The organism is Clostridium sp. C2-6-12, from assembly GCF_009928485.1.
Lineage (GTDB): Bacteria > Bacillota > Clostridia > Clostridiales > Clostridiaceae > Clostridium.
In genome coordinates, this window is record NZ_JAABNP010000032.1 from 19,693 (window position 1) to 34,572 (window position 14,880).

The window sequence follows — 14,880 nt, forward strand, 5'->3', positions numbered from 1 at the left end:
CCAATTAAATCAGTTAACAGTTAGCAGATAACGGTTAACTGTTGATTATGATATTCCTTTAGAATATCATATTTTTTATTTTTTATCTTCTGATGAAGATTTTAAATGATTTCTTTATGTTAATTACCAAATAAAAAAGCTCTCGCCCTATGAAACAAAGGGACGAAAGCTGAATTTCCGTGGTACCACCCTAATTATGTATTTCTAATCTTTAAATACATCACTTAGTAATTTATAGCTCATAGGTAGCTTCAAAATACATAGCAAGAAGTTTTCACCAAGCACTTCCTCTCTAAATGTCTATAATAAATTTACTCATCCTAATCATCGCTTAATATTTAATTATTTCATCAAAAATTATATTTCATCTAGTTAATTATGTCAATATACAACTTTAGCTTTTAACTCACAGCAATACATCATTTAATATTTTATCTTCATCTATGATTTTTTTAGCCAATATTCTATTTTCCTCAACATGAAGATAAGTATATCTATTTGGTTTTATTGATGGCGCCATATCAATTGCTTTCTTAAAATCTTCTTTTTTCATTTTTAAAGTTTTTGCATATTCAAAAAAGCCTGTTTCCATAAGCACTTTTGTTATTCTTTCAAATCTATGTTTTTGAACCTTAGACATAATATATGTTGCCATTCCAACTTGTATTCCATGAAGCTGAGGTGTCTCAACAAATTTATCTAAGGCATGAGAAATTAAGTGCTCAGCTCCAGATGCTGGCGAGCTATCTCCTGCTATTTCCATAGAGATTCCATTTAGCGTAAGTGAATCTACCAACTCTTTTAAAAATAAATCTTCTTTAATTGATTTAAATTCAGTCCTAACAAAACTATTAACTGCCTTTTTAGAAATCATAGTTGCAAAATCATCAATAATCACTTTTCCATTTTCTTCTTCAAATTTCCAGTCATAAAGAGCAGTAATATTTGATATTAAATCCCCAATTCCTGAAAATATAAATTTTTCTGGAGCTCCTTTGATTACATCAATATCCACAATAATTCCATATGGAGTTTTAGCAGACAGCGACATACGCCTTCCATTAACTAAAAGTGAAGCACCTGAGCTGGAAAAGCCATCATTTGAGGTTGAAGTTGGAACACTTATGAATGGTAGCTTTTTCAAAAAACTCATGTATTTAGCTGCATCGATAGCTTTTCCCCCTCCAATTCCAATTATAGCTTCTACATCATTAGGTATTTCAAAAGCCTTTAGGCTTATTTCCTCAAAGTTAATATTAGATATTACTTCCACCCTAGAAATTTCAATATTAGCTTCTTTTAATGAATCTCTTATTGAAACTCCAAATAATTCTTCTATTCCTTCTCCAAAACATAATAAAACTTTATAAAACATAGCCTTTTTTATTAAACTTCCCACATTATTTATGTTCCCTTTACCAACCTCCAAAATTGAAGGAATAGCTATCCTATGAGTTGATGCTTTCATATATTATCTCACTCCTTTTATACCAAATAAAATAAAACTTATTTTAAATCATTAACAACCTTATTTATTTTATCAACCTTCTCCACGGTTTCTGTCCACAGTTCCTTAGATGGCATTACTTTTTCAATAGTAGCATAAGTTTGCTTAATTACTGGTATGTTAACAAGATTAGTACTTTGAAGAGACATTAGTACAAAATAGCATACTGCTAACATTGCAGCTATTTTTATCAAATTTCCTATTGCTTTTATTAAAATATAAATAGCAACCACAGCTACTGCAATTAAAATTATAGTATTCGTTGTAAGATGCAGTGGATTTTGGCTAACAAAACTATTTATTTCTTCCATATTGTTTCCTCCATTTTTATTCTTATTCTCTGTATTCAAAAAAACACTTATCTCTATAAGTATATATTATTTGCTCTTCTCATGGAATTACTGATCACAAATTATGTATAAAATCATGCCTTTTTATCTAATAGTAACCAGAACTACAAACAATAATTCCCAATGTAATAGTTGCTATTAATCTTTAATATCTATATTATAGCAACAATTGTAATATTTTAAACTTTTTTCTATTATGATAAAATAAAGTTATTGATATTTCAGGAGGGGATAAAAATGATTAATAAAACTTTATTCAAGATTATAGCTACTTCATTAATGCTTACTTCAATATTTGTATTTACTCCAATTTCTGCAAAGGCTGAATGGAAACATAATAACAAAGGCTGGTGGTATATTCCTGACACCTGTGCTACTGGTTGGTGGGAGATTAATGGAAATTGGTATTATTTTTATTCTGACGGATATATGGCTCATGGTACTGTAATTGATGGTTTTAAATTAGGCTCAAATGGAGCTTGGATAAAAACAGAGCCAGCTACTTCTGATGAGAAAATTACTGAGGTTACTGTAGGAACTGCTGCTGAATTGGTTAGTGCTATAGGTTCAAATAAAAAAATAGTTTTAAAGCCTGGAACCTATAATTTATCTACTATTACTCAAACTGATAATTCTAATAAATCAGTAACCTGGGAAACTGTAACAGATGGTAAGGAATTGAACGTACAGAACATCCATAACCTTACTATTGAAGGTATGACTTCAGGGAAGGTAGAAATAAAAGTTGAACCTCGTTATGCAAATATAATAAATTTTAGTAATGTTCAAAATATAACTATAAAAAATATTGTAGCAGGCCATACACCTAGTAAATATGAATGCAATGCTGGAGTTCTTAAATTCAGTAACAGTAATAATATTTCAGTAGATAATTCTGAACTATATGGCTGTGGAAGTATAGGCTTAGATTTGAATTCCGTAAGAAATCTTACTTTTTCAAATTCAAAAATAGATCATTGTTCTTTAAGAGCTGTGGAAATCCGCAACTCAAATGCTATTAAATTTTCAGAAGCAAAATTAGTTAATAATGAAGCGTTCAGTAATATTATAGCTGTCGATAATTCTCAAAATATTACTTTTGAAAAATGTGAAATGACTGATAATAATAATTTTGGCTGGAGTTTTATTGAGGCCACACAAAAATCAAATGTATTACTTGATAAATGTATAATAAAAAATAATTCCCAATCTACTGATCCATCTGTTCGTTTTGATAAAGTATATTTCTTTAATACAAATGATTACTCTGGAACCAGTGATAGCAAAATAATATTAAAGGATTCTCAAATAAGTAACAATAAATCTGATTTCTTATTAACTAATACAGATAATGTAAGTTTTGATAATTGCACCACCAATACCAATAGCTGGAATTAATTTAAATAAGGTGCTTAACCGTGCTTAAATAAAATTAGAGCAGATTGCCTTAAATGAATCTGCTCTAATTCAAATTATAAACGTTATTTTCCTTGAAAATAACGATCCACATAAGCCATATTTGAATATAAACTCATTTGTGCTGATGGCATAACAACAGCCAAACTTAAACATTCTACATAACGCTCTTAAATAATTTTATGGAAACTAGAATCTAAAAGTTTTATATTTTTAGAAAAAATGTTTTATTCAGTAACAATTTCAGAATTATTTTCACTTTGAGATGAGCCTATTTCTGGAATTGGTAATACTGTTAAAGCCGCTAAAACTGTAGTCACTGCAAGAACAATAAAGTAAACAGTATATCCATCTCCACCTATCATAGAAATACCCATTGATAAAACTACTGGTGTTGCAAAACTAACAATTGCTGAACCTAATTGTGTTGTTGTATTTATAATAGCTATATCTTTACCAGCATCTTCTTTTGAAGGAAGAACTCTATTTACAAGTGCATTATCAACTGCACCAAAAATTCCATATACAAAGTTAAACATAAAGTAAGCAATTATTACAAACGTTAGATTATGTGTAATTCCAAAACCTACTAAGCATGCACCAGATAATAGCGCTGATCCTATTACAAATACTTTTTGTTTCTTAAATTTATCTGATAAGAATCCACCAAGTATTCCTGATCCAACCGTTAATAATATTGCTGATGATGTAGTTGCATTAAGCTTCATAATTTCAACTTCCCCTAGCTGAAATCTTGCTATATAGTAAAGTGTCATTATATTTAAGCTTGAATTTGCCATAGCCATTAATAACTTAGTAAGTAATGCCCAAGTAAAGTTTGGATATTTCTTTACATTTGGATAGAAATTCTTTAAACCTTTAATAAAATTCTTGTCTTGTTTGTCTAATCTATTACTTTGATAACAGTTGTCTTTAAGAAATAATACTGAAATAAGAGAAACTAAAAGTTGTACTGCTGCAATTACCATAAGCTTTTTCTCAACAGGCACTTCTGCATATGCCCCTACTAACATAAACCCAACCATAATTCCTAAAGGTCCTGCTGCACCAAAAAATCCTGATATTTTACCAAATTTACTTGGATCAACTTGTTCTGGCACCATTGCATAACATGATAAGAATACCATTCCATAGAAAAATTGAATTAAAATATATGCTAAAATCAAAACTGGTATCGAAGGTGCATAAGCAAGCACAATCATTGATAATCCACCAAATATACTTCCACCAACTATCCAAGTTTTTCTTCTTCCAAATTTCAGACGAGTTTTATCTGCCAAAAATCCACCAATTGGATTCATTACTACTATAGCTACCCCACTAATACCAGCTGCTAAACTATACATAGCTGTAACATTTTGAGGCCCAACTAATTTAATAATTGTAAATTGAATAAGTCCCGCATTAACTAAAACAATAGCTGGTAGTGAAACAAATAAAATTAGTGATGCTACTATAATTAGTGTTAAAAAAGGCGTTTTTTGTTGTGTATTATTTTCCATATTTTTTATCCCCTTTGTATTAATTTTTTATACTTCTAGTTTCGAAAACGTTTTAACCTATTTTTTTACTTTGCTTCCATTCCGAATAAAATTATTAACTAAAATCAGTGTTATGATATTGCAGCTTGAAATGCTTTAGCTATCTCATTCATACAATCTTGAGCTTGAGGATATACCCCTAACTTATCAATAAAGGCGTGATCAACACCATTATATCTAATTACTTTTGTTTCAACTCCATCCCTTATTAGCTTTCTTGCATATGCTTCTGCTTCCAGAGTTAAATAATCATATTCTGCAGTTACTATAAGAGTTTTTGGCATATCTCTTAAATTTTCAGCCAAAAGTGGTGATACATATTTATTTTCAGTTTCCTTCACTTCATCTACATAAATTGCTGAAATTGGTGGGAAATTTGTTATCATCATTATTGCATTTTTCACCAATTCATAATCTTCCTTTATGTTATATAGATTTAAATCAAACTTATAATCTTCAACCTGATTTTCTGTTAAACATACTCCTGGATACAGCAATGCTTGGAACTTTATCATTTTAGTTCCTATATCTCTATCCATTAAGGAACATACTGTTGAAAGATTACCTCCAGCGCTATCACCTGAAATACCAATCTTTTCATTATCAACATTTAATTTCTCTGAATTTTCATAAAGCCATTTCACTGTATCAAAGCAATCATGAAACCCTTGCGGAAATTTATGTTCTGGACATAGTCTATAATCAACGGAAACTACAACTCCCTGTATCTTTTCAGCTAAATATTTACAAGGATTTTCTACTGTCTTTGTACTTCCACCACAAAATGCTCCACCATGTATAAATACTATTGCAGGCATTTTTTCTGATTTATTAGCCGTATAAACCTTTACATTGACGCTGCCATTTCTTCCTTCTACAACCTTATCACTTATACTAATCCCATTTGATATATCAATATTGGGATACCCCATACCTTGTCTCATTATTTCTATAGGCATATTTTCAAATAGCTTTTTAATATCCATAGAATGTTCTGCCATTTCCTTTGCCATTTTTTCAATTTCTGCCTTTACTCTTGGATCGAATCCACCTTCAATGTCAAGGTCAGGGATATGTTTTATCAACATATCCAAGCCATGAACATTTCTTAATTCTGCTTTCTTTTCTAAAAGAGATACTAATTCATCTTGTTTTGCTTTATTATAATTGTTCATAACTTACCTCACTATAACTAGTTTAATAACCACTTAATAGCCTTTTCTATATATTCATCCCAGAACTTCCAATCATGAACACCTGGACCCTCTTCATAAGTATGAGCAACTTTTTCAGATGCTAGAAAATCTCTAAATTTATGATTATTGGGTAATAAGGAATCTTCTGTACCACAAGCTAGATATAATCTAGGCATATCACCATTCTCTGTCATAATCTTCCTAACTAGAGCTTCAAGATCCTTATCACTACCTTTTATATTCTCTACTTTACCGAATACAGCTTCATAATAACTCTTTCTTCCAAATTCAAAAGGATGTTCTTCATTTGAAGTTACTGCATCATCTATTATAAGTTCAGAAGATAAAGCTGCTATTGCACTAAAATTAGTATAATATTTTAAACCATTTCTAAGTGCACCATACCCTCCCATAGAAAGGCCTGCAATAAAGGTATCTTCTCTCTTATGAGATAAGTTAAATAATTTTCTAGTTTCTTCTACTAGTTCTTTACCTATATACTCTCCATAATAACTTCTTGGTGCTTCGTGATCCACATAAAAACCATTTTCACCTGAAGGCATTATAACTGCTATATTATGCTCTTCAGCATATAGAGCAATTCTGCTCTTTATAAGCCAATCTGTAAAATCTCCAAAGATTCCATGTAATAAATAAACTGTTTTAAATGGTTTAACTTCCTTAGCAGGTCTACCTGGAAATACTGCTCCATCTACAGGTATTATTGCTTTATAAGAAACTTGTCTTGCAAGTGCATTTGAAAAAAAATTAACATCTATTATAGCCATAATTAACTCCTATCTTCTAATTGATTTATTATTTTTTCTATTCTATAACGCTAAATTGGCCTTCAAGACCTTCTTTTGAATTTGGTCCTACGAATACTTTGAATAAACCTGGCTCAATAACATAGTTCATATTATTATCATGGAATCCAAGTTCATTAACATTAATATCAATGCTTACAGTTTCACATTGACCTGGCTTAAGCAGTACTTTTTTGAAACCTTTTAATTCCTTAACAGGTCTTACTCTGCTACCAACAACATCTGAAACATAAAGTTGAACTATTTCTTCTCCTAATACACTTCCAGTGTTAGTTACATTAACGCTAACTACTAATTTACCATCTTTTGAAACTTCATTAGCTGATAAAACTAAGTTTTCATAATTGAAAGTTGTATAACTCAAGCCAAATCCAAAAGGATATAATGGTTCATGTGGTCCATCTATATATTTTGAAGTAAATTTAATTTGTCCTGCTGGTCTTCCTGTCATTGGATGATTATAATAAACAGGTACTTGTCCAACTGAATTAGGGAAAGTAGCAACTAATTTTCCACTTGGATTATAATCACCAAATAATACATCTGCTATAGCATTTCCACTTTGTATTCCAAGTTGCCATGCTTCTACAATAGAAGTTGCATTTTCTGATACCCAAGGTAATGATAACGGTCTACCATTAATTAAGATTACAATCATTGGCTTTCCAGTCTTACTTAATTCTCTTAATAATTCTTCTTGTCTTCCAGGTAAAGTTAAATCTATTCTACTAGCAGCTTCTCCACTCATACTGCAGCTTTCACCAACAACTGCTATAATTACATCACTTCCACTTGCTGCTTCTACTGCATCTGCAAAATATTCTTTATCTCCATCTAAATCACAGCCTTTAGAATATACAACGTCTGTATCATTGCTTACTGCAGATTTAATTCCTAAAAGTACAGGTACAGTATCTTCAGCTCTTCCTACTATTGCCCAAGTTCCTAGCATTTCCTCAGCACTGTCTGCAAGCGGTCCAACAACTGCAATTTTCTTTAAATTTTTCTTTAGAGGTAGCATATTATTTTCATTCTTTAATAATACAATTGAACGACGTGCCATCTCTCTTGCTGTTTTTATATGTTCTGCACAAAGAATTGTTTTTTCTTCTTTTTCTTTATCTGTTCTATATGGATTATCAAAAAGACCCATGACAAATTTTACTCTTAACACTCTTCTAACAGCTTCATTTAATACTTCTTCTGATATTTTTCCGTCTTTAAATTGCTCTGGCAAATCTTCTCTAAATGTTCCATGACTCATATCCATATCAAGTCCAGCTTCAATTGCTTTTCTACTAGCTTCTTTTCTATCAGCTGCATGTCCGTGAATTGCACATTCAGCTACAGAATTAGCATCACTAACAACAAATCCATTGAATCCAAACTTTTCTCTTAAAACATCTGTAAGTAGATATTTATTAGTTGTACAAGGAACTCCATTTACATCATTAAAGGCACTCATGAAAGTTGCTGCTCCAGCTTCAGCTGCTGCTTTAAATGGAGGTAAATAAACATCATGTAAAGTTTGAAGTGACATATCTACTGTGTTATAATCTCTTCCGCCTTCAGGTGCACCATAAGCTGCAAAATGTTTTGCACATGCTAAAATACTTTCATCACTTGATAAATCTCCACCTTGGAAGCCTTCAACTCTTGCTGCTGCTATAACACTTCCTAGATATGGATCTTCTCCTGCTCCTTCAGCTACTCTACCCCATCTTGGATCTCTTGATATATCCACCATTGGTGCAAAAGTCCAGTGTACCCCTGCTGCTGATGCTTCTTTTGCAGCTATTCTTGCTGTTTCCTTCATTAATTCTGGTTCCCAACTACAAGCTTCTGCTAATGGAATTGGAAATACTGTTCTATATCCATGAATTACATCTAAACCAAATATTACAGGTATTCCAAGTCTTGATTCTTCTACTGCAATTTTCTGTAATTCATTTGATTTTTCAGCACCAGTTACTCCACCCATTGAACCAATTAGACCTTGTCTTATTTCATCTTCATGGTAATTTCTTTCTAACTGTTCAAATTGTTCTGGTGTCATTTCACCATTAACTAACTTTTCAATAATTTCATCAGGTGTCATTCCAAACGCCCCAAAAAGTGATGGAGATATTTGTATTACCTGTCCTATTTTTTCTTCTAAAGTCATTTCGCCTATGAGTTCATCTATTTTTTGCTCATAATCTTTGCTTATAAATTCTTTCTGTTTATTCTTATTAAACATTAAAATTTCTCCTTTTATTAAAATTCTCATGAAACGTTTACTACTTTTTAAGTATATCTCTGTAACCGTTTTTTCAAATCTCATGTTTTTATTTAAATTTGTTATTGATTTTAAGTATTTACATTAATAAAAACTTTTCAATAAAAAAAGATTAAAATCTTTAACACTGATTTTAATCTTTTCTATTATTTCAATTAATTATAATCAATCTCAAAAGTTAATAATCTAACTTCATGAGGTTGCAGCTCCAAACTATAACTAAGTTTTGATTCAAATACATCTATATATTCTATATCTAATTCCGGTATACTAGTATCTTTTAAATAAGATATTTCATCACTTCTTAATCGACTATCCGCATTTAGCTTTATCCATTTATTTAATACACTTCCATATGACTCATTCAATATATAACTTTTCAATCTATATTTTCCATTCGGTACATGTTGAATTAAAAAAGAAATATTGAGTTCCTTTTGATTTTCATAAATATCCATAAGGCTTTTAAAACCACGATTTTCTTGATAATTTTGAAAATACAAATCATTGAAATGTTTATAATTATGGCATATGATTGTAAATATGCTATCACTTTTTTTAGTCATTATATAATTCTTCCCTTTTTGAACCATAATTTCACTAAGTCTTTCCAAAAAAGAAAGTGCATAGAAAGAAGGCTTTTTCATACCATTTTTACTTAAAAGTCCTGTTCCCCCTTGTAATAATAAATTTATATCTAAATATTCCTCTGATATATCTGATGCCGTCCAATAGCATAAGGAATCAACCTTATCAACACTATCAATTATATTCTTAACTAAATATGCTGCTTTAAAACAACTATCATTTATATAATTCCGACTTGATATAGTTAAACTCCATTCACTAATTATTATTTCCTCGCCTGAATATCCTAAACTATTAATAATTTCTTTTACATTATGAAGCTTATTAACCAAAAAATCTTTATCATTTGAGTGATATATTGTTTCTTTACCATTCTTTGTAACAGTAGAATATGGATATATATATATTGAAATGAAGTCTGGCTTTGATTTAAAGTTCATCCATTCCTTAAAAAACTCAGCTGGATCTGATTCTCCAAAATGATCACCTGGTCCTCCAACTTTTGCATTAGGAATAATTTTCTTTATACATCTATAAGCCGCATCAAAAATCTCATAATATTTTAAATTGTAATTTTCACCTTGAATCTTAGGTTCTAAAATTTTATATGTTGATACTTCAAAATACCACTTTTCAACTTCTTCTCTTCCATATCTATTAATACAATGAATAATAAAGTTATTTAATAATGCTTTCCACTGTTCTATGCTCCTATACTTAACAGCTTCAATTTCAAAACTGATGACTTCTAAAACATTTTTGGAAATACTCTTTGCTTTTGGACTTAAATCTATAAATGGTTTTATTTTATTATTAATAAAAAAATCTAATACCCTATCTATTTTATAGAAATTATACTTTTGCTCTTCACTTCCTATATTCATATCTTCATTAAAAATACCCCAAAAGCGAGCATATTCAAATTTCAATTCATATCTTAACATCAGGATATGTTCTTGTAGTATTGTTTGTAAAATATCATTAGCATATCCAACATTTAAAAATTTATTATAATGCTTTTTTATTTTTTTTTCTTTGCTAATATCTATTATTATCTTAGTTTCTTTTTTTGTTGACTCAATTTCCGATTCATGAATATGATTTCTATTTAAATATATTTCTAATTCATTACTAATTTTATCTTCGATCTTACTATCCCGTTTAAACTTTTTTCTATATTCATTTGGTGTGCTTTTATATGCTTCTTTAAAACATTTGTTGAATAAAAAGGTTGTAGAAAAACCATTTTCCAGTGCTATCCTTGTTATAGGCTTATCCGTATTAATTAATTCTTCCAATGCATAATTCAATCTTACACTGTTTAAATATTCAGTAAATGTCATTCCTAAATTTTTTTTTATGAATTTAGATAAATAAGGTATTGATAATAGCTCCTTTTCTGCAAAATCATTTAAAGTTATTGATTTTTTATAGTTACTATTAATATACTCTTTTATTTTGTCTATTCTTTCAATATACTTATTTTTAATTATTTCATCTTTAAACACAGTATCTCATCACCTTTTCCCATGTACTTAATTATCCCTAAATGTTATTTTCAATATTGAAAGAAGCGTTCACCCTAATTATAATCAATTTCTAAAGTTATTAACCGTACTTCATGTGGTAATAAACTTAAACTATAATTTAAGATTCCATCAGAAACCTCTGCATATTCAAGCTTAAGCTTTGGTATGCTAATTCCTTTTAAATAATCTATTTCATCAATTTTCAAATGATTATCTGTATTTAACTTTATCCATTCATTTAATACACTTCCATTGTCCTCATTTAATAAATAACTCTTTATTCTATACTTTCCATTTTGAATATTAGAAATAACGAATGTAATCAATTGTTCATTTTCATCTTCATAAAAATCTTCTAATTCATTTAAACTAATATTTTCTTCAGAATTTAGCAAATAAGAATTATTGAAATGTTTATAGTTATGACATATCATAGTAAATGAATTATTACCATTGCTTGTTATAATATAGTTATCACCTTTTTGTACTATATTTTTACTAAGCTTTTCTAAGAAGGAAAAGGCATAAAACGAAGGTTTTTTTATACCATTCCTACTTATTAGCCCTGTTCCACCTTGGAGTAATAAATCTGTATCCAAGTATTCACCCGAGATATCTGAAGCCATCCAATAACCTAATTTGTCAACTTTCCCAATACTATCTAATACATTCTTTATTATATATGCTGCTTTAGAACAACTGTCATTAGTATAATTTCTATTGGATACAGTTGAATTCCATTCACTAACAATTATTTCATCAGGATAATAACCTAAATTACTAACATTTTTCTCTATGCTCTTTAATTTATATAAAAAGTAATTCTTCTCACTTGAAGTCTGAGCTCCTGTTTCACCACTTTTTATGAGCATAGTATATGGATATATGAAAATGGATACAAAATCAGGTTTAGCTTTATATTTTCGCCAATCCCTAAAAAAAGCTGAAGCATTTGACTTTGTAAAGTTTCCTCCTGGTCCGCCCACCTTTGCATTAGGCAGCATTTCTTTTATTTTATTATATATAACATTAAATATTTCAAAATATATTACGTTTTCATCTTTGTTAATTCCAACAATACTGATATTTTCATTTCGAGAAACTTCAAAATACCACTTTTCTACTTCTTCTTTCCCATATTTATTGATACAATGAACTATAAATTTATGTATTAATATTTCCCATTCTTCTAAAGTTCTAAATTTAAGGACGTCAGTTTCAAGGCTAAGATACTCTTCTGTATTCTTAGATATCTTCTTTGCTTTAGGCATTAAGTCAATAAATGGCTTCATTCCTGTACTTATTATAAAATCTAATATTTTATCGATTTTATAAAAATTGTAATCATTTTCTTTGTTCTCAATATTCATATCTGCATTAAAAATACCCTAAAAACGTGCATATTCATATTTTATTTCATTTCTTAGCATTAATATATGTTCTTGCAATAATGATTGCAAAATGTCTCTTGCATATCCAATATTTATTATTTTGTTATAATGTTTTTTCACTACCACCTTATTATTAATATTAATTTCAACCTTCAATTCATTTGTTGATTGATTATTTAAATTTTCCTGAAAATCACTTTGATCTAAATAGGATTTTATTTCCTCATTAACTTCTAAAATATCTTTATCATTCATCTTATTATTGTTTTTAAATTTTTTTCTATATTCACTTGGTGTCATATGAAAAGTTTCTTTAAAACATTTATTAAATATAAAAGTTGTAGCAAATCCATTTTCAAGCGCAACTCGTGTTAATGGTAAATCAGTATTTATTACATCCTCTAATGCACGATTTAGCCTTATGCTATTTAAATATTCAGTAAATGTAATCCCTAATTGTTCTTTTATAAATTTAGACAAATATGGCACTGATAAAAATTCTTTATTGGCCAAATCGTTTAAAGTAATTTGTTTATTATAATTCTTATATATATAATTTGTTATTTCATTTAATCTATCCGAATGTTTATTTTTACTGCTACCTGCAGTATTATCGTCGGTAACAGCAAATTGATTTATTAAATTATCTATTAAATCAAATTGTAAACTTATTAATGTTAACTTTTTCTCGTTTTTCAAAATAGAATCTAGTATGTTATTTATGTTTTTCCTTAATTTTGTAAAGTCGTTTCCATGATCAATTACAGAATTACAGTTAAATTTTATAGCTCTATATTCTATAATTTCACACAATTCAATGTAGGAAATGCTTATACAAATCAAAATAGCATCATCTAAAGTCTTATATTTATATCTATTATTTTCATTTATTAATAATAGATCATCTTTTTTCATTATATATTCGTTAGACTCAATTTTAACAAATACTTCCCCTTTTATGACATATAATAATTCTAAAAAATTATGAAGATGTTGTTCTTTTTCCTTTGATTTAAATATATCTATTTTCATGATCGATTCATTAAACATTTATAAATCACCTTCTTATTTTTTTATACTATAGAAACAGGATATTTTGATTGAAATATATCCGTTTACATCTACAATATCATAACACATAAAAGGAGTACATTTCTTTTATAAATCTACTCCTCTAGTTCTAATTATTATTTTATCATAGGATATTATTTATTATCTTTGATATGTTCTACCAAAACTTCTGAATTCTTTGAAATTTCTTCAACTGTTGCACATAATTCTTCTAGGCCTGCAGCTTGATTAGTGGAAATCCCACCTAATTCATTTATTGTTTCAATAATAATCTTCATACTATGACTCATTTGATTTAACGCATCTGAAATCTTTTTAGAAGATTCAGCACTATTTAGCGCTAATTTTCTCATTTCACCAGCTACAACTGAAAATCCTTTTCCGTATTCCCCAGCTCTTGAAGATTCAATAGCTGCATTAAGTCCAAGAAGATTGGACTGCTTTGCAATATTTTCGATTAACTGTATTGCTTCGCTACCTTCTTTAATTAATTTTTCCGTATTTTCTGTATTTTCAATTAGGAAATTCACTTTCTCTGATAAATGAACGGCTGCATTTGCAATATCTGTTGCAGTTAATTTTGTTTCGTCTAGTGAAGACTTTAAATGTTCTGTTGCACTAATAATTTCTTCATAGTCTGTAACATCCATGCTTGTACCAATCCAACCAACAACCTCTTTTTCTTCATTAAATATTGGAACTGAACTTGCTTTAAATGTAAATCCATATTCCTTCGCTTCAAATACACTAAAAAAGCTTTTTTTCTTCCTGTATATGTTTTCATTAATTCCATTTTTATCCATAACATTATTATCTATAACTTGCCCCACATACATAGGTGCTTTTGATTTATTTCCATCTAAAGCATATAAACATTGTTCTTTATCACAGATATTTATTGCTGCATTGCCTTCAAATAGTTCACTAATTATTGGTGCTGCATAAATCATTTTTTCGAATACTTTTTCCATTCTAATTACCATTCCTTTCTTGATACTAAAGTAGATTCAAATTGAACTTACTTATAATGTATAAATAATCTATTTTATACATTTATAAGTTTAACTAAAACAAACTGAGCATATTTATTACAACAGCTCAGTTTTAAGTAATTTTATTTAAGTAATCTATTAAGCTAAAAGCTTCTAATCATACCATTATTATA

General features: G+C 28.9%; 11 protein-coding genes and 1 other annotated feature. Of the genes, 1 reads left to right on the forward strand and 10 read right to left on the reverse strand.

The features are described 5' to 3' along the window. Nucleotides 1–155: 155 nt before the first annotated feature. Nucleotides 156–337, reverse strand: a binding site (T-box leader). A gap of 69 nt (nt 338–406) precedes the next feature. Continuing rightward, nucleotides 407–1,468 carry an iron-containing alcohol dehydrogenase family protein gene (locus GXK56_RS21325; RefSeq protein ID WP_160691209.1) on the reverse strand — a complete coding sequence of 354 codons (1,062 nt, stop codon included), beginning with the start codon at nt 1,466–1,468 and terminating at the stop codon, nt 407–409. Between the two features lie 38 nt (nt 1,469–1,506). Continuing rightward, nucleotides 1,507–1,818 carry a hypothetical protein gene (locus tag GXK56_RS21330; RefSeq protein ID WP_160691211.1) on the reverse strand — a complete coding sequence of 104 codons (312 nt, stop codon included), beginning with the start codon at nt 1,816–1,818 and terminating at the stop codon, nt 1,507–1,509. Between the two features lie 276 nt (nt 1,819–2,094). Between GXK56_RS21330 and GXK56_RS21335 the strand changes: the two genes are divergently transcribed. Beyond that, nucleotides 2,095–3,255, forward strand: a complete 1,161-nt coding sequence (locus GXK56_RS21335; RefSeq protein WP_160691213.1) for a right-handed parallel beta-helix repeat-containing protein — start codon at nt 2,095–2,097, stop codon at nt 3,253–3,255. Nucleotides 3,256–3,500: 245 nt separating this feature from the next. On the opposite strand, the gene GXK56_RS21340 is transcribed toward GXK56_RS21335, so the two are convergent. The 8 genes from GXK56_RS21340 to GXK56_RS21375 form a co-directional block, all read right to left on the reverse strand. Beyond that, nucleotides 3,501–4,796: an MFS transporter gene (locus GXK56_RS21340; protein ID WP_160691215.1), complete on the reverse strand. Its 1,296-nt coding sequence runs from the start codon at nt 4,794–4,796 to the stop codon at nt 3,501–3,503. A 110-nt stretch (nt 4,797–4,906) separates the two neighbouring features. After that, nucleotides 4,907–6,010 carry an alpha/beta hydrolase gene (locus GXK56_RS21345; RefSeq protein WP_160691217.1) on the reverse strand — a complete coding sequence of 368 codons (1,104 nt, stop codon included), beginning with the start codon at nt 6,008–6,010 and terminating at the stop codon, nt 4,907–4,909. Nucleotides 6,011–6,027: 17 nt separating this feature from the next. Beyond that, complete coding sequence (locus tag GXK56_RS21350; protein WP_160691219.1) at nt 6,028–6,819, reverse strand: alpha/beta hydrolase family protein; 792 nt, start codon at nt 6,817–6,819, stop codon at nt 6,028–6,030. A gap of 37 nt (nt 6,820–6,856) precedes the next feature. Continuing rightward, nucleotides 6,857–9,097 (reverse strand): glycoside hydrolase family 3 N-terminal domain-containing protein, encoded by a 2,241-nt coding sequence (locus tag GXK56_RS21355; protein ID WP_160691221.1) that lies wholly within the window; start codon nt 9,095–9,097, stop codon nt 6,857–6,859. Between the two features lie 194 nt (nt 9,098–9,291). Beyond that, on the reverse strand, nt 9,292–11,232 hold the full coding sequence (locus tag GXK56_RS21360) for a helix-turn-helix domain-containing protein (protein ID WP_160691224.1): 1,941 nt from the start codon (nt 11,230–11,232) through the stop codon (nt 9,292–9,294). 74 nt (nt 11,233–11,306) lie between these two features. Then, the gene (locus GXK56_RS21365; protein ID WP_160691226.1) at nt 11,307–12,623 is read right to left on the reverse strand and encodes a hypothetical protein; all 1,317 of its coding nucleotides are present in this window, start codon (nt 12,621–12,623) and stop codon (nt 11,307–11,309) included. Nucleotides 12,624–12,641: 18 nt separating this feature from the next. Then, a complete protein-coding gene (locus tag GXK56_RS21370; protein ID WP_160691228.1) occupies nt 12,642–13,694 on the reverse strand; it encodes an AraC family transcriptional regulator in 1,053 nt (350 codons plus the stop codon). A 155-nt stretch (nt 13,695–13,849) separates the two neighbouring features. Then, nucleotides 13,850–14,686, reverse strand: a complete 837-nt coding sequence (locus tag GXK56_RS21375) for a methyl-accepting chemotaxis protein (protein ID WP_160691230.1) — start codon at nt 14,684–14,686, stop codon at nt 13,850–13,852. Nucleotides 14,687–14,880 lie beyond the last annotated feature (194 nt).